Genomic DNA, 18,264 nt, shown 5'->3' on the forward strand with positions numbered 1-18,264 from the left:
AGGAGACACGCATGACCCGACCGCACCCCGCCAGACGTGGTCTGAACCGTCGCCAGGCTCTCGCGAGCCTCGCTGGCAGTGGTGTGGCGGGTGGTGCGTTCGGCGCTCATGCCGACACAGCGCCTGCGCGCTTTGTGCACGGCGTGGCCAGCGGCGATCCCTATGCCGACTCGGTGCTGCTGTGGACGCGGATCACGCCGCCCGACGGCGCGCATCTTCAGCCCGTGCGCCTGCGCTGGGAAGTCAGCGAGAGTGCCGATTTTGCCCGCCTTGCAGCCTCGGGCGACTATCTGGCCACACACGAGCGCGATCACACGGTCAAGGTCGTGGCCGAGGGCCTCCAGCCGGGGCGCTGGTATCACTACCGTTTCGTCAGCGAGGCCGGAGAGGTCTCGCCGGTGGGGCGCACGCGCACCCTGCCGCCGCACGATTCGCGCGATCCGGTCGTGTGGGCGGTCGCCTCGTGCTCGCTGCATCCCAACGGCTACTTCAACGCCTATCAGGCCATCGCCGATCTGGACCGGGTCGATGCCGTGCTGCACCTGGGCGACTACATCTATGAGTATGGCGCGGCAGCTGGCGACTACGGGATGCGCAATGGCCTGGCGCTGGGCCGCGTGCCCGAGCCCGCCCACGAGATCGTGACGCTGGGCGACTATCGCCAGCGCCATGCCCAGTACAAGGCCGACCCCCAGCTTCAGGCCGCCCATGCGCGCGCGCCCTGGATCGTGGTCTATGACGATCACGAGATCACCAATGATCCGTGGGTCGAGGGCGCCCAGAACCACCAACCCGAGCTGGAGGGCGACTGGGCCACGCGCAAGGCCACGGCCCTGCGTGCCTATTACGAGTGGATGCCCATCCGCGATCCGGGCACGGGCGTGGGCCTGTCGGCGGCGACCATGCGCGATTTCCGTTTTGGTCAGGTGGCCAGCCTGCACATGGTTGAGACGCGCCTGCTGGCGCGCACACGCCAGCTTTCCTATGGCCGCGATCTGAACTGGAGCGAGGATGCCTCGGGCCGCCGCGTGGCCGATGTCGAGGCCTTCGAGCGCCTGCGCCAGGATCCGTCCCGCCAGCTTCTGGGCGAAAGCCAGATCGGCTGGATCGAGGCCAGCACACGCGCCGCCGTCGCGCACGGCTGCGTCTGGCAGGTGCTGGGCAATCAGGTCGTTACCGCGCGGGTGCGCGCGCCGAACCTGCGCCGGGTGCTGGGCGATGACATGATCAACATGGCCCTGGCCAGCGTCGATGACGCCACGCGCCCGCGCCTGCAACAGATGGTCGAGCAGTACGATCTGGGCCTGCCGGTCAATCTCGATTCATGGGACGGCTACCCGGCCGAGCGCGAGCGGCTCTATGGTGCCCTGCGCCGCGCAGGTGCGCGCCCGGTGGTGCTGGCGGGCGACAGCCACAGCTTCTGGGTCAACACCCTGTCGGACGAGGCGGGCGAAAAGCTCGGCATCGAGTTCGGCACCACCGCCATCTCCAGCCCCAGCCCCTCGGCCTCGGCCATGCTGCCCGGCTTCGAGATCGGGCAGGTCATCGCCGCCCAGAACGAAGAGGTCGAATATGTCGACTTCGGCCCGCGCGGCTTTCTTAAGCTGACCCTGACGCCCGAGGCTGTGACGGGCGAGCTGGTTGGCGTGTCGACCATCACCGAGCCGCGCTTCCAGACCACTGTGATCCGCAGCTATCGCGCCGAGGCCGTGGCGGGCGGCGTGGGGCCGCTGCGCCAGATCTGACCCGGCCGCTCCCGCCATCAAGACGCGCCATGAAAAAGGCCCGCCGGTTCGCACCGGCGGGCCTTGATCGTCTGGAGCGGAATGAAATCCTACTCGATGTCTTCGTTCAGGAGGCCGACCTTGTAGTAGCCGTTCTCCTGCAGGCGGTTCATGACTTCCATGAACTGCTCGTAGCGCACCTCGGCCTGGGCGCGCATGAACACGCGCTCCTCGGTCGGGTTGCTGCCACCGATCTGGGCGGCGAGGTCAGCGGGCAGGGTGTCGAGAGTGGTTTCCACGTCGCCGAGGAACAGCGCGCCGCCTTCCTGGATCGAGACATAGACCGGCTCGGGCGGATCTTCGCCCGGTGCGGGCGGCGTGGCCGGCGGCAGGTCGAGGCGGATCGACACGGTGGCGAGAGGCGCGGCGACCATGAAGATGATCAGCAGCACCAGCATCACGTCAACGAAAGGCGTGACGTTGATGTCCGAGTTCTGGTCGATCGTCTTGCCGTTCTGACCGCTCGGTCCCGAGAGTTTGGCACCCATGCTAGTTCGTCTCCGTCGGGCCTGCCAGCACGCGGCAGGCGGAAGTGGGGTTCGAAAGTCTCTTGGCGTGCAGCGGCGCCATTGTAAAGCGCCATAGGCCACCAAAGCGCCTATGGCCCGCGATTACCCCCATCAGGCGAAGCTTGGCGGGCCTCGGCGCGCGAGACTTCAGCGACCGGCCAGCTTCAGAAAGCGATCCTGCAAGCTGGCGTCGTCGCGGAAGGCGCCAGTAAAGCGGGTGGTGATGGTCGAAACATGGCGATGATGCACCCCGCGGGTGGTCATGCACTGGTGCTCGGCATCGATCAGCACGGCCACACCCGCAGGCGACAGGTGGTCCTCGATGGCCTGGGCAATCTGCTGGGTCAGGGTTTCCTGGGTCTGAAGGCGCTTGGAGAAGATCTCCACGACCCGCGCGATCTTGGAGATGCCCACCACCTTTTCGGTCGGGACGTAGGCGACATAGGCCTTGCCGAGGAAGGGCGCCATGTGGTGCTCGCAGTGGCTCTCGACCTCGATGTCGCGCAGCATGACCATGTCGTCATAGCCCTGCACGTCCTCGAAGGTACGCGACAGCTCTCTGGCGGGATCGGCGCTGTAGCCCTGGAACCAGTCGGCATAGGCATCGACCACGCGCCGGGGCGTGTCGATCAGGCCCTCGCGGCCGGGGTCGTCTCCCGTCCAGGCGATCAGGGTGCGCACGGCCTCGAGGGCTTCTTCGCGCGTCGGACGGCGTTTCTCGTCCCCAGGGTTGAAGGCGGGGCTCTGGGACACCTGCAAATCCATATCTGGTAATCAGCGACGAAGTAGCGCCGGGACGAAGGCCCCGGAAGGACGCGCGCCGCTCTCCCTTGCCGGTCATGTGTTTTCACGACCGCTGCTTGGCTATATGGGATGGTCCCCCTCTCCTGCAAGAAAGTCCCGGCGTAAATCCATGGTCCTGCGTCTTTACGACACCCTGGCGCGCGAGAAGCGCGACTTCGTTCCGCGCGATCCGAAGCGGGTGACGATGTATGTGTGCGGGCCGACGGTTTACGACTTCGCCCACATCGGCAATGCGCGCCCGGCGGTGGTGTTCGACGTGCTTTACCGCCTGCTGCGCCACACGTTTGGCGAGGGTGCCGTGATCTATGCGCGCAACATCACGGACGTGGACGACAAGATCAACGCCAGGGCCGCCAGCGAAGGCGTGCCCATCGGCCGGATCACCGCGCGCTATGAGGCGGCCTATCTGGAGGACATGGGCAAGCTCGGCGTGCTGGCACCCACGCTTGCCCCGCACGTCACCGATCACATGGACGCCATCATTGCCCAGATCGGGGCGATCATGGAGCAGGGCTGCGCCTATGCGGCCGAGGGCCATGTGCTTTTCGATGTCTCGGCCTATGAAAACTACGGCAGGTTATCGCGGCGCAATCTCGACGACATGATCGCGGGCGCGCGCGTCGAGGTCGCCCCCTACAAGAAGAATCCCCACGACTTCGTGCTGTGGAAGCCCTCAAAGGCCCACGAGCCGTCGTGGCCATCGCCGTGGGGAGAGGGCAGGCCCGGCTGGCACATCGAGTGCTCGGCCATGATCGAGGAAAATCTCGGCCTGCCCATCGACATCCACGGCGGGGGCATCGATCTGGTGTTTCCGCACCACGAGAACGAGATCGCCCAGGGCGTCTGCGCCCACGGCCACAGCGCGCCTGATGCCTATGCGCGCTACTGGATGCACAACGGCTTTCTGACCATCGAGCAGGACAAGATGTCCAAGTCGGTCGGCAATGTGCTGCTGCTGCACGATCTGGTGGCGCAGGTGCCCGGCGAGGTGGTGCGATGGGCGCTGCTGTCGGCTCACTACCGCCAGCCGCTCGACTGGAGTGCCGGCCTGATCACCCAGTCGAAAAGCGCGCTCGACCGCCTCTACGGGGCCTTGAGGCGCAGCGCAGGCATGGGCGGCGAGGCCGATCCGGCCCTTCTGGCGCCGGTGCTGGAGGCTGCGCGCGACGATCTGAACACCCCTGGCGCCATGGCAGGGCTGTTTGCCATGGCCTCGGAGCTGGAGCGGGCGCTCAATGCCGGCGATCAGGCGAGGGCAGGGGTGGCGCGCGCCAGCCTGTGCGCTGCGGGCGAGCTTCTGGGGCTGTTGCAAGATGATCCCGAGACCTGGTTCCGGGGCGGGGCCGATGAGGCGCTGGCCGAGCAGGTCGAAGCCCTGATCGCAGCGCGCAAGCAGGCCAAGCTGGCCCGCGACTTCGCCGAGGCCGACCGCATCCGCGACGAGCTGACCTCCATGAACATCGAGGTCATGGACGGACCGCAGGGCACCACATGGCGCATCCGCGATTGATGCGCTTCTGCCATTGACCCGCCTGCCACGGCGTCCCTAATGCCGCCCATGCTGAAGAACCTTGAAGCCCTGTCCCGCGAGGCCCGCTCCTGGCCGTTCGAGCAAGCGCGCAACCTGCTGGTCCATGTGCTGAAACGCCGCCTGGCCGACGCTGCCGAGCGCAGGGAGGCCGAGAGCCTGATCGCCGCAGGCAGGACCGATGAGGCGCTGGCGCGCTTCGAGGCCCTGGGCGCGCCCGTGATCCTCGAGACCGGCTATGGCCCGTCGGGTCTGCCGCACATGGGCACCTTTGGCGAGGTGGCGCGCACGACCATGGTGCGCAATGCCTTTCGCGCCCTGACGGGGGATCACTGGCCCACGCGCCTGATCGCGTTCTCAGATGACATGGACGGCCTTCGCAAGGTGCCCGACGGCGTGCCCAATCCGCAGATGCTGACCGAGGATCTGGGCCTGCCGCTGACGCGCGTGCGCGATCCGTTCGGCACCCACGACAGCTTTGGGGCCCACAACAATGCCCGCCTGCGCGCCTTCCTCGACGGCTTCGGCTTCGATTACGAGTTTCTGAGCGCGACCGAGTGCTATCGCTCGGGGCGCTTTGACGAGACGCTGCTGCTGATGCTGGAGCGCTTCGAGGCCGTGCAGGCGATCATGCTGCCCACTCTCGGCCCCGAGCGGCGCGCGACCTATTCGCCGTTCCTGCCCGTCAGCCCCAGCACCGGGCGCGTCCTTCAGGTGCCGACGCTGGAGCGCGATCTGGCCCGCGGCACCATCGTGTTCGAGGATGAGGACGGCAGCCGCGCCGAGGTTCCGGTGACGGGCGGTCACGTCAAGCTGCAGTGGAAGCCGGACTGGGCCATGCGCTGGACCGCCCTCGGGGTCGATTACGAGATGAGCGGCAAGGACCTGATCGACTCGGTCAAGGTCTCGAGCAAGGTGTGCAGGGCGCTGGGCGGCGTGCCGCCCGAGGGCTTCAACTACGAGATGTTCCTCGACGAGCACGGCCAGAAGATATCCAAGTCACGGGGCAATGGCCTCAGCATGGAGGAATGGCTGCGTTACGGCGCGCCGGAGTCGCTCAGTTACTACATGTTCCAGTCGCCCAAATCGGCCAAGAAGCTGCACTTCGACGTCATCCCGCGCGCCACGGACGACTATCTGCAGTCGATCGCCAACTTCCCCGGTCAGGCGCCGCTCAATCAGATCGACAACCCGGTCTGGCACATTCATGCCGGTCAGCCGCCCGCCGCAACCAGCCCGGTGAGCTTTGCCCTGCTGCTCAATCTGGTGGGTGTGGCCAATGCCACCGACAAGGCGGCCCTGTGGGCCTATTTCGCCCGCTATCTGCCCGAGGCGACGCCGCAGAGCGAGCCCATGCTCGATCGCCTGATGGGCTATGCGCTGAACTACTACGAGGACTTCGTGCGTCCCTCCAAGGCGTTCCGCCTGCCCGAGCCGCACGAGAAGGCCGCCCTGATGGATCTGGCCGAGCGCCTCAAGGCCCTGCCCGCCGACACACGCGATGGCGAGCTGATCCAGAACGAGGTCTATGCGGTGGGCAAGGCCCATGGCTTCGAGCCCCTGCGGGCCTGGTTCGCGGCGCTCTACGAGGTTCTGCTGGGCCAGAGCCAGGGGCCGCGCTTCGGCTCCTTTGCCGCCATTTACGGCCTTTCGCGCACCATCACTCTGATCGAGGACGGTGCAGAAGGGCGCCTTGCCGATAAATAGTCATTGTAAATCAGTTGCTTGTCAGATTTAATCTAGATGAACGCTAGCTGATGGGCACCTTCGGCCTGGCTTCAGGCTCACCTTGCCATAGTCGCATCATCGACAAGCGAAGTAGCAAGGAGAGCGACATGTCGAAGATGAAGACCATTTCCAAGGCCGTCATGGCCGCCACGATCGCCGGTGCTCTCAGCGTGCCTGCCGTCGCTTCGGCCCAGTACTACGGCCAGACCCAGCAGCGTCCGGGCGTGTTCAACTGCCCGGCTGAAGGTGGCCGTCAGCAAGCCGGTGCCGCCATCGGTGCCGTGGTGGGCGGGCTGCTCGGCAGCCAGATTTCACGCAACGAGCGCACGCTTGGTGCCGTGGGTGGTGCCGCCGCCGGTGCGGCTGCGGGCTCCTACATCGGCTGCCAGCAGCAGATCAACCGTCAGGGCAGCTATAACTCGGGCTATTACAACGGCTATCACAACGCCAACATCTATGTGGCCCAGTCGAACCTGCGCGTGCGCTCCGGTCCCTCGACCCGCTATGGCCAGATCGGCACCCTTCGCGCCGGTCAGCAGTTCGAAGCCGTGGGCTTTGAAAACGGCTGGATCCGCCTGTCGAACGGCGGTTGGGTCAGCGGCTCCTATGCTGCCCGCGCCTACTGATCGCGTTGCCAGCAATAGAACCAGGGGGTCGGGTTCGCCCGGCCCCTTTTTGCTGTGCGGGAAGGCTACTTGAAGGGGCGCTATTCGAGACCGGCGGCGCGCCGCTCCTGCCAGGCCCAGAAGGTGCCGATGGCCAGCGCGACCAGTGTCCCGTAGCTGGCGATCACCAGCACGGTCCAGTATGTGTTGGCGGGGGGCCTCATGTCGAGCCAGAGCACGATATGGCCGAGCACGGCGATGAGCTGAAAGGCGGTGGCCCAGACCGACCAGGCCCGCTTGGCCTTGTAGGAAATCCAGACGAACACCCCCAGCATGATCACATCTATGGCGAAGATGGCCGGCTGGATCGCATAATAGCCCCCGCCGGACTGCAGCAGCATGGCCGCGATCCACGCCACCGCATAGGCTATGGCACCGGCGCGCTCAGGCTCGTCGCCCTTCCAGAGCGCGAAGATGAGGACGGCAACGGCGAACACACCGCCGATCTGCGAATATAAAGTATCAAACATGAAAATCGCCCCCAGCTGCAGAGCTGAGGGCGATTATCGGTCGAGTCGGTTGTGTCCGATACCGACCTTGAGATGAGTTACGGCGAATTAAGCGACGCGCAGGTCGGGGCGGGCGCCCTCGATCGGACGGGTCCAGTCGTCGCCCTTGTCCAGCGGACCGACTGCGTAGGTGCCCCAGCCCATCTTGCGATGCGCCTTGGCCATTTCCTGGTGCGCGGCCACCACGGCCATGCGGGCTTCGCCCAGAGCGGCGATGGCCTGCATCATCTTGGCCTGGGCCTCGGCGCCGACCACCGGCGAGACGCTCAGCTCGGTGCGAGCCGAGATCATCGTCTGAACCATCTCGGCGGCCTGGGCGATGGCCGCATCGACCGATTGCTCGGTGGCGGTCAGGGTCTGGCCGAGGCCGAGAACGACTTGGTCTTTGTCCATGTGTGTACCCTCCACTGAAAGTTAAGAAGGTATTAACACGCGGCGACACTTCTGAACAGCGGTTTTTTAACACAGTGTTTACTATGTAACGCGCTGTAAAAGCGAGGCTTTGGCTTCGCATGCCGATTCCGTGATGCCGCCACCGCGAACGGGACCGTCCTCCTCGGGCTTGTCGAACGGACCTACGGCATGGCCGGGCAGGCCCTTCATGCGGGCGATGGCGGCGAGCTGGCGATGGACCGAGGCCAGCTTCTCGCGCGCGTCCGTGAGGGCGCTGATGGCGTCGGCCACGGCCCGGAAACTGGCTTCTCCCGTTGTCGCGGACAGGCGGGCGCGCAGGCGCGCACCGGGCAGCTCGGCACCGAAGGCGGCGGTGCGGGCCAGGGCCATGTCGATGGCTTCTTCCGCGTCATGAAGACGGGTGCTGACGAGATCGGCGCTTTCGCGCAAGTGGCCGGAGCGAATCATGGAGCCTCCCTTGATGTGAGAGCAGGCTCGCAGGCGGGCAAACGAAAATCAACCCTAAGTGGTATTTGTGGTCTCGGCCAGCATGAAATGGGCCTGCAGCCGGGCGATGGGTTCGGCCTCATCGCGCTGCCAGGCTTCAACTTCGACGTGTGCGATGCGTTTGCCCACCTTGCTGGTGCGCGCCCTTGCAAAGGTATCCAGCGCCCGGCCCGAGCGCAGATAGGCGATGGTCACATTGATGGGCCTGGGCAGGTGCGCTCGCGGCTCCTGCAAGGCGAGGGTGATGAAGGCAGTCAGTTCCATGAAGGCCGCGCTGGTGCCCCCGTGCAGGGCCGGAAGCATGGGATTGCCGATCAGGTGCGCACTGAAGGGCATGACCAGAACGGGGGGCTGGCCGTCCTCATGGCTGTGCAGGCGCAGACCCAGAAAGCGTGCATAGGGAATGCGGGCGATGGCCTCGTCGCTGAGCGGCGGCGGCGGCGGGGGCGGGGCGGCGGAGTTGTCGCTCACCGCTGATCGCCTTCGGTTTGCGGGGGGGCGTGCCTGCCCGGCCTGCGCGGCGTGAGGGTATAGGCGCCTTGGGCTGCCGCAATGGGCTCATCGGGGCTCTCGTCATAGGCCCAGGCCCGCACGAAGGCGATGCGCCGGGTCAGATGAAAGCATCGCGCCCGCGCATGGATGTCGAGCCCCGGCTTGGAGCCGCGCATATAGTCGACGCGCAGGTCGACCGTGGCGATGGGCTGAAATGCCTTCAGCGCCGCCCACACCGCCAGCCCGCCGGCATGATCGAGCAGGGCCGAGACCAGCCCCGATGCCAGAACACGCGTGTCGGGATCGCCGATCAGGTCTTCGCGATAGGGTGCGGTGAGCACCACGGCACCATCGGGCTCCAGCCCTCCGAAGCGGAGGCCAAGGGCGTGGGTGTGTGGTGGCAGGCAGGCCAGCTGGGGCAGCAGGGATTCGATCGAGGCCAGCGTCATGGCCGGAATCTAGCGTCCGCTGCCTGTCATGAGCAACCGCGATGGCGCACTTCAGGCGCTGGCACGGACCGAGGAGGCGTGAGAGCGCTCGGGTGCCGTCTGGGCATCACTGCTGAGGGCCGCATTCATGGCCTGGCGCAGACGCTCGGGCTTGATCGGCTTTTCGACCACCGCCTGCATACCTGCGGCCAGATAGCGGCGCGCGTCCTCGGCATCGGCATTGGCGGTCAGCGCGATGATCGGCGTCTCGCCTGCCGGACCATTGATCGCGCGAATGGCCTGGGTGGCCTGAACGCCGTCCATGCGCGGCATCTTGATGTCCATCAGGATCAGGTCGAAACGGCGCGCCATGGCCGCTTCCAGCGCCTCTGCGCCGTCCTCGGCCGTCTCGGAGGTGCAGCCGAACATCTCGCACAGGGCCTGGGCGACCACGCGGTTGGTGGCATTGTCATCCACGATCAGGATGTGGGCCTGCCCCCGGAATTGCAGGTCCGAGAGCTGCGAGATGTTGGAGCTGTCGCCGCTCTCCAGCCACGCTCTGGGTGCGCGCAGCCGGAACGAGAAGGTCACGCCACGGCCTGCATTGGCCTCGGCAGTGATCTCGCCGCCCATCAGGCGCATCAGCTGCTGGCTGATGGCGAGGTCGAGCCCGCTGGCATTGTCGCCGCGACGCTCGTTGAAAGGTGTGAACAGGCCGGGCAGCAGGGCCGGATCGGCCTGGCTGGCATTCTCCCGGACCATGCCCTCGATGACGACATCGGTGCCCTCGGCTCGGGCGGTCATGCTGGCCTCGACCACATCCTTGCGCGCAAAGCGCAGGCTGTGCCCGACCAGATTGCTCATGACCTGATGCAGGCGCTCGGCGTCGATCAGGGCGGCCAGTTCGGTGTCGCCCTCATAGCCGACCATCAGGCGCACCTCGTCCTGGGCGGCGCGCGCGGCCCAGGTGTCTTGCAGCCTGTCCATCAGATCGCGCAGCGGCGTGGGTGCGGGAGCCAGGGCCAGTTCTCCGGCCTCGGCGCGGGTGAGATCGAGCGCGCCCTGCATCACTCCGAGCAGGGACTCCGAGGAATCGATGACGGTCTGCACATAGGCATGGGCATCGGCATTGAGCGGCTGGCGCTTGAGCAGCTCGGCCACGGCCAGAATGCCGTTCATGGGGGTGCGAAGCTCGTTGCAGAAGGCCGAGAGCATCACCGCGCGCTGATGGGCGATGTCGGCGGCGCTCGCAGTCGCTGGAGCGGCGGTTTCGGCGCTGGCGCGTCCACGCAGATTGTGGATGGCCTGCATGAGGCTCAGCACGGTGCCCGTGCCGCTGTAGCGGCCCTCGCGCGTGACGATGAAGCCGCGAACCAGATCGCTCGGCCGCCCGGTCAGGGTGGCGGCGCACAGGGCCTCGACCTTGGTGGAGCCCTCGACGATGACGGGCTCGGGATCCATCAGATCCCGCGCTGGCAGGGAAAGACACCGGTGTCCTTCCTGGGCGATGCGAAGCAGGAACGGGTCGCGTTCGATCAGGCCTTTGGGTGCATGATCGTCCACCACGGCGAGAACAAGCGTGTCCGGCTCGCGCTCGAAGCGTTCGAGCACGGTGGCTCCCGTGCACGTCAGTGACACGGGGCTGTCATGGTGGGTCAGCGACTCGATCGTGGGCATAGGCACGCGCCCTGCAAAACTGTTCGGGACCTATCCGATACCGAAAAGCCTTTGCCGAACCGTTAAATGCCGGGGCTTTGCTCGCGAACCCATGCCAGAAAGCCCGCCGAGCTGGCGGTCGCATCGGCGCGCAGACCCACGAGCGCGGGCTCCTCATGGGGGTGGGCCGCCTTCATCGCCTCGATCAGAGCGCCGCTGGCCGCGCGGGTGGTCTTGAGGATCATCACGTGCTCGCTCGCGTGCTCGATTTCGTCCTCCCAGCGATAGATCGCCTCATGCGCCGCCATCAGATTGGCGCAGGCGCAAAGACCCTGTGACACCGCATGACCGGCGAAGCGGCGCGCGGTTTCCGCCTCGGGCCATGTGGTGTAAAGAAGCACGACCTCATCTTGCATGAGCATTCTCTCCCTTGATGCGCGCGGCAGCCCTGCCGACCGCAGGTCAGTCATGAGCGATTTTCAACCCCTGACCCATACTCTCGCACAGGCCCCGGCTGAACAGTCCGGCGGGCGGGCACTCGTGCTGTTTTCGGGCGGACAGGATTCTGCGACCTGTCTTGCCTGGGCCCTGCGCCGCTATGGGGAGGTGGAGACGGTCGGCTTCGACTACGGCCAGCGTCATGCCGTCGAGCTTGAGGCGCGGGAGGCCGTTCGCGCACGCCTGCCCCATGTGCTGGGCAAGGATGCGGGCAGGCTTGGCACCGATCACATGGTTGACCTGCGCGGCTATGGTGCCATTGCCGACAGCGCCCTGACCTCCGATCAGGAGATCAGCCTGGGCGAGCGGGGCCTGCCCACCACCTTCGTGCCCGCGCGCAATCTGGTGTTCCTGACCGTGGCGGCAGCCATCGCCGACCGGATCGGGGCGCAGGCCATGATAGGCGGCATGTGCGAGACCGATCACGCCGGCTATCCCGACTGCCGGGCCGAGACCCTGGCTGCGTTGGGGCGCGCCATCTCACTGGGGCTGGGCCATGATCTTCGCATCGAGACGCCGCTGATGCACCTGACCAAGGCGGGCACATGGCATCTGGCGCAGGCGCTGGGCGGCGAGGCCCTGGTCGAGCTGATCGTCGAGCACAGCCACACCTGCTATCGCGGCGAGCGGGGCGTGCGCCACGCCTGGGGCTATGGCTGCGGCACCTGTCCGGCGTGCGAGCTGCGCGCGCAGGGCCACCGGGAGGCCGGACTGTGAGCTACAGCGTCAAGGAAATGTTCCTGACCGTGCAGGGCGAGGGCGGACAGGCGGGGCGGGCTGCGGTGTTCATCCGCTTTGCAGGCTGCAATCTGTGGAGTGGGCGCGAACAGGACCGCGCGCGCGCCGTCTGCCAGTTCTGCGATACCGATTTCGTGGGCATGGACGGCGACGGGGGCGGGCGCTTCACCACGGCCGATGATCTGGCGCGCAGGGCTGCGGGCCTGTGGCGCGGCGCGGGCGAGCGGCTGGCTGTGCTGACGGGCGGAGAGCCCCTTCTCCAGGTCGATCAGCCCCTGATCGCGGCGCTGCATGAAGAAGGTTTCGAGATCGCGGTCGAGACCAATGGCACCATCGCCGCGCCCGAGGGGCTGGACTGGATCTGCGTCAGTCCCAAGGCCGACGCTCCGCTCGTTCAGACCCGCGGCCATGAGCTGAAGCTGGTCTATCCGCAGGCCCTGGCCATGCCCGAGCGTTTCGAGGGTCTCGACTTCGAGCGCTTCTGGCTGCAGCCCATGGACGGGCCTGAGCGCGAGGCCAATACGGCGGCCTGCGTGGACTACTGCCTCAGCCATCCGAAATGGCGCATCAGCGTCCAGACCCACAAGTACATCGGTGTGCGCTGAGGCTGTTACGCGGCCCGCGTCGGGTCGGGAGGGCTTCGCCCGACGACCGCGGGCCAGAGAGATTTTTGTGCGCAGGCGAGCCCTGTCAGTCGCGGCGCGACTGGCGGCGCTGTTCACGCTCGCGCCTGCGCGCTTCTTCCTCGTCCGAGGTGGTGACGGCATCGATGCCCGCGCCCACCACCGCGCCGGTGGCCTTGACGCCGGTGACGGCGACGGCGGCGGTGGTGCCGACCACCACGCCCGTGGCCGCGGCCACAAGGCAGCCGGAGGTGCCCAGCGCAATGCCCATCAGGGCAAGCGGGGTCAGAAGACGGGCGGTCGAAAGGCGGATGGGGCGGCGCATGGATGCAGGCCTCTGGTGCGATGAGGCCTGCATCCTAGGGCCAACAGCCTTAACGGGATATGGGCAGCCTTCAGCGGCTGTCGACCATCACCAGCTCGGCATCCTTGAGCGCGCGGATGCTCAAGGCGGGCTCGTCCTTGATCGCCGCGCCGTCGCGGGCGTTCAGCGCGACACCATTCACCTCGATCTGACCCTCGGCAGGCACCAGATAGGCGCGGCGCCCCTCGCCGAGGCTGTAGTCCAGGCTCTCGCCCGCTTTCAGCGTCGCGCCGAGCACGCGGGCATCGGCGTTGATATGCAGGGCATCGTCGCCCTCCATGCCGCTGGCCAGCACCTGAAAACGGCCCGAACGGTCGGACTTGGGGAAGGGGCGCGCACCCCAGCTCGGTCTGGCACCGGGCCGGTCGGTCTCGATCCAGATCTGGAACAGGGTCGTGGTCTCGGTCTCGAGATTGTATTCGGCGTGGCGCACGCCCGTGCCCGCGCTCATGACCTGAACGTCGCCCGCGCCCGTGCGGCCCTGGTTGCCCATGCTGTCCTGATGGGTGATGGCGCCTTTGCGGACATAGGTGATGATTTCCATGTCGGCGTGGGGGTGGGGCGGAAAGCCGGACTTGGCGGCGATTTCGTCGTCGTTCCACACGCGCAGGCGGCCCCAGCTCATGCGGTTGGGGTCGTAGTAGTTGGCGAACGAGAAGTGATGGCGGGCCTTGAGCCAGCCGTGATCCGCGCCGCCGAGGCTGTCGAAGGGACGAACGTCGATCATTGCTGCATCTCCCCTGTAGGTGCGGGCCGCGCACGGCCCTGTCATGGACGTGGGCGACTATATAGTAACCAATGCTGTGACGAAAAGGGGGTCGGCCTCCCGCAATCCCTATCGCAAGAGTGACACCTAGCGTCCCGTCTGGGCGCGGTGGCGCAACATGGCATCGGCGAGGGTGCAGGCGGCCATGGCCTCGACCACGGGCACGGCCCGGATGGCGACGCAGGGGTCGTGACGCCCGCGCGTGCGCACCTCGATCGCGTTGTTGTCAACGTCCACGCTGCGGCGTGCGATCAGGATGGAGGACGTGGGCTTGAACGCCACGCGCAAGGTGATGTCCTGACCGCTCGAAACCCCGCCGAGGATGCCCCCGGCGTGGTTTGACAGAAAGCGCGGGCGGCCGCCCTCTCCGGGGACCATTTCGTCGGCATTGTCCTCACCGCGCAGGGCCGCAGCACCAAAGCCTGCCCCGATCTCGACACCCTTGGCCGCATTGATCGACATCATGGCCGCGGCCAGCTCGGCATCGAGCTTGCCATAGACGGGCGCGCCCCAGCCCGGCGGTACGCCCTGCACACGCAGCGCCACCACCGCACCGACCGACGATCCGTCCTTGCGCACGCCATCGAGATAGGCCTGCCATGGCTCGGCCGCCGCATCGCTGAGCGCGAACAGGGGATTGCGCGCCGCTGCGCTCCAGTCGATCCGGTCCGGCGCGATGACGTGCTCGCCCAGTTGCACCAGGCCGCAGGAGAAGCGCACGCCCTCGCCCAGCACCTTGCGGGCCACGGCCCCGGCGGCCACGCGCAGCGCCGTCTCGCGCGCCGATGAGCGCCCCCCGCCGCGCGGGTCGCGCACGCCGTACTTTGCCTGCCAGCTGTAGTCGGCGTGGCCGGGGCGATACTGGCGCGCGATCTCGTCATAGTCCCGGGATCGCGCATCCTCGTTGCGGATCATGATGCTGACGGGTGCGCCCGTGGTGACGGGGCCTGCGCCCGCATCATGGGTGCCGGACAGGATCTCGGCGCGGTCCGGCTCGCGCCGCTGGGTGACGAAACGCGAGGTGCCCGGCCTGCGCTGGTCCAGCCAGTGCTGAAGGTCGGCCTCGTCCAGCGCCATGCCCGGCGGGCAGCCGTCGATGACACAGCCGATGGCCGGGCCGTGGCTCTCGCCCCATGTCGTCACGCGAAAGAGATGACCGAAGGTGTTGTGTGACATCGGATGGCGGTCTGGCTGGGTGTGCGATGGCGGGTGCCGCCGCTGTCGAAATGACTTAGGCCGCCTCGGCAGGCCGCGTCCAGACGCTGCGGAAGCGGTGGAGCAGGTCGGCGCTGGCGCTGGGACAGCTCTCGGTCTCGATCAGGCGAACGAACAGATGACCGGCGGCGCGCCTGCCGCGTGCGGGCAGGCCGAGACCCTTGATGCGCATCAGGCGGCTTTGCTGATCGGCGGTGATCCAGAGGCTGTGCTCCCCGGCATGAGTCGCCACGCTGACGCGCCCGCCGTGGCGCAGCACGCGCGCATCGACGGGCCAATCCATGTAGAGGTCCGCGCCCTGCACCGCCATGTCGCCCTCGCTGCGGATCAGCACGGGCAGGAAGATGTCAGCACCTCCGTCCCCGGCAGCGGCCAGACGAATGTGATCGCCCGCGCGCACGCCTGCGGGGATGCGCACGTCCACGATGCGTCCCTTGCCAAGGCGCACCCGCCGCGTGGTGCCCGAGAGGGCCTCTCTCACGCTCAGCGACACCACCGCCACGGGCCGGGGCACGCGGCGCGGCGCGGGCAGGGCGAGGGGCGCGGGCTCGAGGCTGCGGATCATGTGCCAGGCGCTGATGATCTGGCGGAACCGGTCGGGATCACCGCCCGGAGCATCGGGGCGCGCGGCCTTGATGGCGGTGCGGAAGGCCGCCTTGCAGGTCTCGGGGTCCGCCGGACCGGTGAGGCCGAGCAGGGCACGCGCTTCGCTGAGGCTGCAGGTGGCGGTCATGGCCGCACCATCATGGGCATATGGTCAAGGCCGGGTTAACCGTGGCCACGGCGGCGCAGCGCGCTATATCATCAGCACCATGAGCCAGCCGCCCTCAGACCTGATCCCGCCGTCGCCCTCGCGCGAGGCTTATGCGCGTGCCTATGCCGAGGCCCATGAGGCCAATGCGGACGAAGCCTTCTACGACACCGGCGATCCCTTCGCCCTGTTCGCCCGCTGGCTGAAGGAGGCGGGCCGGGCAGAGCCCAACGATCCCAACGCCATGACGCTGGCCACGGTCGACGAGGCGGGCCTGCCCGATGCGCGCATGGTGCTGCTCAAGGATCTGGATGCGCGCGGTTTCACCTTCTATTCCAACCTGGCCAGCGCCAAGGGCCGCCAGATCGCCACGGCACCGCGCGCGGCCCTGGTGTTCCACTGGAAATCGCTGCGCCGTCAGGTGAGGGTGCGCGGCATGCTGGAGCCGGTCAGCGATACCGAGGCCGATGCCTATTTCGCCACCCGTGCCCGCGAGAGCCGCATCGGGGCCTGGGCCTCGGACCAGTCGCGCCCGCTGGAGGATCGCGCGGTGCTGGAAGCACGCCTGGCCGATCAGACCCGCCGCTTTGAGGGAACCGAGGTCCCGCGACCCGATCACTGGAGCGGCTGGCGCCTCGTGCCCTTGCAGATCGAATTCTGGCGCGACCGGCCCTTCCGCCTGCATGACCGGTTGCAGTTCACGCGCGCCAGCGAGGGCGAGGGCGCGGGCGGGGGCTGGGCGCGGGGGCTGCTCTACCCCTGAGGGGTCTTACCTCGGGGCCGTTCCGTAGCGGTGCATGAAGGTCTCGACGGCATCTTCGGCGATGTCGCCCAGCGCGCGCGCGGCCTTGACCTCGTCGCCCGTGACCAGCGGCACGAAGAACACCGGATGCTCGATCATGCCCATGAGCTGACCGGCGGCCCATGACGGCTTTTCGACCTTGATCTCGCCGGCTTGCTCAAGCTGGGAGAGGATGCCCATCAGCACGGCCCCGATGTGGGCGCGGCCATAGTCGAAGAAGTGCTGGGCGGTCGCCTGGAAGCGTTTGCGCTCGGCCATGACCAGGCGGAATATGGCGCGCACGAAGGGCTCGGAGAGAAACTGGGCATAGGCGCGGGCAAAGGCGCGCAGCTGCTGGCGCGCATCGCCCTCCAGCTTGCGGATCTCGTCGATGGCGGCGCCGAAATCGCGCGAGGCATCCAGGATCACGTGGCGGAACAGCTCGGCCTTGCCGGGGAAATAGAGATAGAGCGTTGCGGTCGAGACCCCGGCCTCGCGCGCGATCGCCTCCATGGCCGCACTGGCGTAGCCTTCAGTGATGAAGTGCTTGCGCGCGGCTTTCAGGATTTCCCGCGCCTTGGCGTCATCGCGCCGGATGTCAGCGGTGGTGTCCGCCATGGTCGCCTCCGATGGCGACACGCTGTTCAAGGTCAAACCGCGAGTTTTCTTACGCGGCGTCAACCCCTTGTGTCGCCACCCGCACACAGAGTGTCCCGGATGTTGCCGCGCTGCAAGTGAAGATTTCGACGCTGGCAAGCGAAGGTTATTTCACCACCTCAGGCCCGATACCCCTCGAACAGGGGGTGGGCCAGCACCGGCGCGATCAGGCGCGTGATGGTGGTGGGGTCCTCGATCCGCACGGCGGCGGCGCTGTCGGCCACGATGAAGTCGGCCACCGCGCGCGAGGGCTCGGTGAAGCGCTCGTGGCCCGGCCGCACGGTCTTGAGATACTGGCTGATGACCGAGTCCGCCGTGCGCCCGCGCTCGACCTGATCGCGCAGCAGCCTGCGGATGAAGCGGATGTCGGCAGGCGTGTCGACAAACACCTTGAGGTCGAACAGATCGGCGAGCGCAGGTGTGCACAGCACATGGGCGCCCTCGACCACGATCACGGGGCGGGCCTGCACGCTGAGGCCGCCCGGCTCGCGCCCGTGGTGAACCAGCGAATAGATCGGTGCCAGCACGTCACGCCCGGCGCGCAGATCCTTGAGCTGCGAGATCAGCAGGCCATGGTCGCGCGCGGCCACGTCGTCGAAGTCGTAGGTGGCCGGATCGAAGCCCGGCACGCTGGCCGCGTCGTGATAGTACCAGTCCTCGCGCACCAGGGTGGCGACACCCTCGGGAAGGGCCTCGATGAGGGCCTCGGCAAGGGTGCTTTTTCCCGATCCGGAACCCCCGGTGATGGCAATGAGTCTGGTCATGACATGGCCTTTGCCAAAATCGACACCGAAGCCTTACGCATGGTCAAGCTCACGGTGCCGGTTGGCGTTGCTTAACACCGATCACCTGTTTAGCGTGGCTTCAA

The 18,264-nt window shown here is 67.1% G+C and carries 22 protein-coding genes; 7 read left to right on the plus strand and 15 right to left on the minus strand.

What is annotated here, in order from left to right; genetic code table 11:
- The first annotated feature begins 11 nt into the window (after nucleotides 1-11).
- Nucleotides 12-1,745: an alkaline phosphatase D family protein gene (locus tag ACK4E3_RS09935; protein WP_409699931.1), complete on the plus strand. Its 1,734-nt coding sequence runs from the start codon at nucleotides 12-14 to the stop codon at nucleotides 1,743-1,745.
- A gap of 89 nt (nucleotides 1,746-1,834) precedes the next feature.
- Here the strand turns inward: ACK4E3_RS09935 and ACK4E3_RS09940 are convergent, their stop codons facing one another.
- Entirely contained in the window at nucleotides 1,835-2,272 is a 438-nt protein-coding gene (locus tag ACK4E3_RS09940) for a biopolymer transporter ExbD (RefSeq protein WP_409699934.1), read from the minus strand.
- 168 nt (nucleotides 2,273-2,440) lie between these two features.
- On the minus strand, nucleotides 2,441-3,046 hold the full coding sequence (folE, locus tag ACK4E3_RS09945; protein ID WP_409699937.1) for a GTP cyclohydrolase I FolE: 606 nt from the start codon (nucleotides 3,044-3,046) through the stop codon (nucleotides 2,441-2,443).
- Nucleotides 3,047-3,206: 160 nt separating this feature from the next.
- Between folE and cysS the strand changes: the two genes are divergently transcribed.
- From cysS to ACK4E3_RS09960, 3 genes are all read left to right on the plus strand, one after another.
- A complete protein-coding gene (gene cysS / locus ACK4E3_RS09950) occupies nucleotides 3,207-4,607 on the plus strand; it encodes a cysteine--tRNA ligase (RefSeq protein ID WP_409699940.1) in 1,401 nt (466 codons plus the stop codon).
- 48 nt (nucleotides 4,608-4,655) lie between these two features.
- Complete coding sequence (locus ACK4E3_RS09955; RefSeq protein ID WP_409699943.1) at nucleotides 4,656-6,332, plus strand: lysine--tRNA ligase; 1,677 nt, start codon at nucleotides 4,656-4,658, stop codon at nucleotides 6,330-6,332.
- Between the two features lie 128 nt (nucleotides 6,333-6,460).
- The gene (locus ACK4E3_RS09960) at nucleotides 6,461-6,979 is read left to right on the plus strand and encodes an SH3 domain-containing protein (RefSeq protein ID WP_409699946.1); all 519 of its coding nucleotides are present in this window, start codon (nucleotides 6,461-6,463) and stop codon (nucleotides 6,977-6,979) included.
- An 80-nt stretch (nucleotides 6,980-7,059) separates the two neighbouring features.
- Here the strand turns inward: ACK4E3_RS09960 and ACK4E3_RS09965 are convergent, their stop codons facing one another.
- From ACK4E3_RS09965 to cutA, 7 genes are all read right to left on the minus strand, one after another.
- Nucleotides 7,060-7,488 carry a hypothetical protein gene (locus ACK4E3_RS09965; protein WP_409699949.1) on the minus strand — a complete coding sequence of 143 codons (429 nt, stop codon included), beginning with the start codon at nucleotides 7,486-7,488 and terminating at the stop codon, nucleotides 7,060-7,062.
- A gap of 87 nt (nucleotides 7,489-7,575) precedes the next feature.
- Nucleotides 7,576-7,920, minus strand: coding sequence for a hypothetical protein (locus tag ACK4E3_RS09970; protein ID WP_409699952.1), 345 nt, complete (start codon nucleotides 7,918-7,920; stop codon nucleotides 7,576-7,578).
- 81 nt (nucleotides 7,921-8,001) lie between these two features.
- On the minus strand, nucleotides 8,002-8,388 hold the full coding sequence (locus tag ACK4E3_RS09975; protein ID WP_409699955.1) for a hypothetical protein: 387 nt from the start codon (nucleotides 8,386-8,388) through the stop codon (nucleotides 8,002-8,004).
- 54 nt (nucleotides 8,389-8,442) lie between these two features.
- A complete protein-coding gene (locus tag ACK4E3_RS09980) occupies nucleotides 8,443-8,898 on the minus strand; it encodes a PaaI family thioesterase (protein WP_409699958.1) in 456 nt (151 codons plus the stop codon).
- On the minus strand, nucleotides 8,895-9,368 hold the full coding sequence (locus tag ACK4E3_RS09985) for a PaaI family thioesterase (RefSeq protein WP_409699961.1): 474 nt from the start codon (nucleotides 9,366-9,368) through the stop codon (nucleotides 8,895-8,897). Before ACK4E3_RS09985 ends, ACK4E3_RS09980 begins: the two co-directional genes overlap by 4 nt.
- A 51-nt stretch (nucleotides 9,369-9,419) precedes the next feature.
- Entirely contained in the window at nucleotides 9,420-11,024 is a 1,605-nt protein-coding gene (locus ACK4E3_RS09990; RefSeq protein ID WP_409699963.1) for a response regulator, read from the minus strand.
- 62 nt (nucleotides 11,025-11,086) lie between these two features.
- On the minus strand, nucleotides 11,087-11,419 hold the full coding sequence (cutA, locus tag ACK4E3_RS09995) for a divalent-cation tolerance protein CutA (protein ID WP_409699966.1): 333 nt from the start codon (nucleotides 11,417-11,419) through the stop codon (nucleotides 11,087-11,089).
- Nucleotides 11,420-11,471: 52 nt separating this feature from the next.
- Here cutA and queC point away from each other — a divergent pair, with 52 nt between their 5' ends.
- Both queC and queE read left to right on the plus strand, forming a co-directional pair.
- The gene (queC, locus tag ACK4E3_RS10000) at nucleotides 11,472-12,218 is read left to right on the plus strand and encodes a 7-cyano-7-deazaguanine synthase QueC (protein WP_409699969.1); all 747 of its coding nucleotides are present in this window, start codon (nucleotides 11,472-11,474) and stop codon (nucleotides 12,216-12,218) included.
- Complete coding sequence (queE, locus tag ACK4E3_RS10005) at nucleotides 12,215-12,844, plus strand: 7-carboxy-7-deazaguanine synthase (RefSeq protein WP_409699972.1); 630 nt, start codon at nucleotides 12,215-12,217, stop codon at nucleotides 12,842-12,844. The genes queC and queE overlap by 4 nt, the downstream gene beginning before the upstream one ends.
- An 85-nt stretch (nucleotides 12,845-12,929) precedes the next feature.
- On the opposite strand, the gene ACK4E3_RS10010 is transcribed toward queE, so the two are convergent.
- The 4 genes from ACK4E3_RS10010 to ACK4E3_RS10025 all read right to left on the minus strand — a co-directional run bounded on the left by ACK4E3_RS10010 (nucleotide 12,930) and on the right by ACK4E3_RS10025 (nucleotide 15,940).
- Complete coding sequence (locus ACK4E3_RS10010) at nucleotides 12,930-13,187, minus strand: hypothetical protein (protein ID WP_409699975.1); 258 nt, start codon at nucleotides 13,185-13,187, stop codon at nucleotides 12,930-12,932.
- 70 nt (nucleotides 13,188-13,257) lie between these two features.
- A complete protein-coding gene (locus ACK4E3_RS10015) occupies nucleotides 13,258-13,953 on the minus strand; it encodes a pirin family protein (RefSeq protein WP_409699978.1) in 696 nt (231 codons plus the stop codon).
- A 126-nt stretch (nucleotides 13,954-14,079) separates the two neighbouring features.
- Nucleotides 14,080-15,168 carry a chorismate synthase gene (aroC, locus tag ACK4E3_RS10020; protein WP_409699981.1) on the minus strand — a complete coding sequence of 363 codons (1,089 nt, stop codon included), beginning with the start codon at nucleotides 15,166-15,168 and terminating at the stop codon, nucleotides 14,080-14,082.
- 55 nt (nucleotides 15,169-15,223) lie between these two features.
- The gene (locus ACK4E3_RS10025) at nucleotides 15,224-15,940 is read right to left on the minus strand and encodes a DnaJ C-terminal domain-containing protein (protein ID WP_409699984.1); all 717 of its coding nucleotides are present in this window, start codon (nucleotides 15,938-15,940) and stop codon (nucleotides 15,224-15,226) included.
- Between the two features lie 79 nt (nucleotides 15,941-16,019).
- Here ACK4E3_RS10025 and pdxH point away from each other — a divergent pair, with 79 nt between their 5' ends.
- On the plus strand, nucleotides 16,020-16,721 hold the full coding sequence (pdxH, locus tag ACK4E3_RS10030) for a pyridoxamine 5'-phosphate oxidase (protein ID WP_409699987.1): 702 nt from the start codon (nucleotides 16,020-16,022) through the stop codon (nucleotides 16,719-16,721).
- A gap of 6 nt (nucleotides 16,722-16,727) precedes the next feature.
- On the opposite strand, the gene ACK4E3_RS10035 is transcribed toward pdxH, so the two are convergent.
- Nucleotides 16,728-17,357, minus strand: coding sequence for a TetR/AcrR family transcriptional regulator C-terminal domain-containing protein (locus ACK4E3_RS10035; protein ID WP_409699990.1), 630 nt, complete (start codon nucleotides 17,355-17,357; stop codon nucleotides 16,728-16,730).
- Between the two features lie 158 nt (nucleotides 17,358-17,515).
- Nucleotides 17,516-18,160 (minus strand): uridine kinase, encoded by a 645-nt coding sequence (gene udk / locus ACK4E3_RS10040; protein WP_409699993.1) that lies wholly within the window; start codon nucleotides 18,158-18,160, stop codon nucleotides 17,516-17,518.
- Nucleotides 18,161-18,264 lie beyond the last annotated feature (104 nt).

This window comes from Brevundimonas sp., assembly GCF_046299595.1.
In the GTDB taxonomy this organism is placed as follows: Bacteria; Pseudomonadota; Alphaproteobacteria; order Caulobacterales; family Caulobacteraceae; genus Brevundimonas.

What these genes read in the sequence shown, in the direction of transcription:
- ACK4E3_RS09955 (WP_409699943.1), top strand. Translation starts at nt 4,656, where the DNA reads ATGCTGAAGAACCTTGAAGCCCTGTCCCGCGAGGCCCGCTCCTGGCCG.
- queC (WP_409699969.1), top strand. Translation starts at nt 11,472, where the DNA reads ATGAGCGATTTTCAACCCCTGACCCATACTCTCGCACAGGCCCCGGCT.
- ACK4E3_RS09985 (WP_409699961.1), bottom strand. Translation starts at nt 9,368, where the DNA reads ATGACGCTGGCCTCGATCGAATCCCTGCTGCCCCAGCTGGCCTGCCTG.
- ACK4E3_RS10025 (WP_409699984.1), bottom strand. Translation starts at nt 15,940, where the DNA reads ATGACCGCCACCTGCAGCCTCAGCGAAGCGCGTGCCCTGCTCGGCCTC.
- pdxH (WP_409699987.1), top strand. Translation starts at nt 16,020, where the DNA reads ATGAGCCAGCCGCCCTCAGACCTGATCCCGCCGTCGCCCTCGCGCGAG.
- ACK4E3_RS09940 (WP_409699934.1), bottom strand. Translation starts at nt 2,272, where the DNA reads ATGGGTGCCAAACTCTCGGGACCGAGCGGTCAGAACGGCAAGACGATC.
- ACK4E3_RS09975 (WP_409699955.1), bottom strand. Translation starts at nt 8,388, where the DNA reads ATGATTCGCTCCGGCCACTTGCGCGAAAGCGCCGATCTCGTCAGCACC.
- ACK4E3_RS09970 (WP_409699952.1), bottom strand. Translation starts at nt 7,920, where the DNA reads ATGGACAAAGACCAAGTCGTTCTCGGCCTCGGCCAGACCCTGACCGCC.
- ACK4E3_RS09935 (WP_409699931.1), top strand. Translation starts at nt 12, where the DNA reads ATGACCCGACCGCACCCCGCCAGACGTGGTCTGAACCGTCGCCAGGCT.
- udk (WP_409699993.1), bottom strand. Translation starts at nt 18,160, where the DNA reads ATGACCAGACTCATTGCCATCACCGGGGGTTCCGGATCGGGAAAAAGC.
- ACK4E3_RS10035 (WP_409699990.1), bottom strand. Translation starts at nt 17,357, where the DNA reads ATGGCGGACACCACCGCTGACATCCGGCGCGATGACGCCAAGGCGCGG.
- aroC (WP_409699981.1), bottom strand. Translation starts at nt 15,168, where the DNA reads ATGTCACACAACACCTTCGGTCATCTCTTTCGCGTGACGACATGGGGC.
- cysS (WP_409699940.1), top strand. Translation starts at nt 3,207, where the DNA reads ATGGTCCTGCGTCTTTACGACACCCTGGCGCGCGAGAAGCGCGACTTC.
- ACK4E3_RS10015 (WP_409699978.1), bottom strand. Translation starts at nt 13,953, where the DNA reads ATGATCGACGTTCGTCCCTTCGACAGCCTCGGCGGCGCGGATCACGGC.
- cutA (WP_409699966.1), bottom strand. Translation starts at nt 11,419, where the DNA reads ATGCAAGATGAGGTCGTGCTTCTTTACACCACATGGCCCGAGGCGGAA.
- ACK4E3_RS09960 (WP_409699946.1), top strand. Translation starts at nt 6,461, where the DNA reads ATGTCGAAGATGAAGACCATTTCCAAGGCCGTCATGGCCGCCACGATC.
- ACK4E3_RS09990 (WP_409699963.1), bottom strand. Translation starts at nt 11,024, where the DNA reads ATGCCCACGATCGAGTCGCTGACCCACCATGACAGCCCCGTGTCACTG.
- ACK4E3_RS10010 (WP_409699975.1), bottom strand. Translation starts at nt 13,187, where the DNA reads ATGCGCCGCCCCATCCGCCTTTCGACCGCCCGTCTTCTGACCCCGCTT.
- ACK4E3_RS09965 (WP_409699949.1), bottom strand. Translation starts at nt 7,488, where the DNA reads ATGTTTGATACTTTATATTCGCAGATCGGCGGTGTGTTCGCCGTTGCC.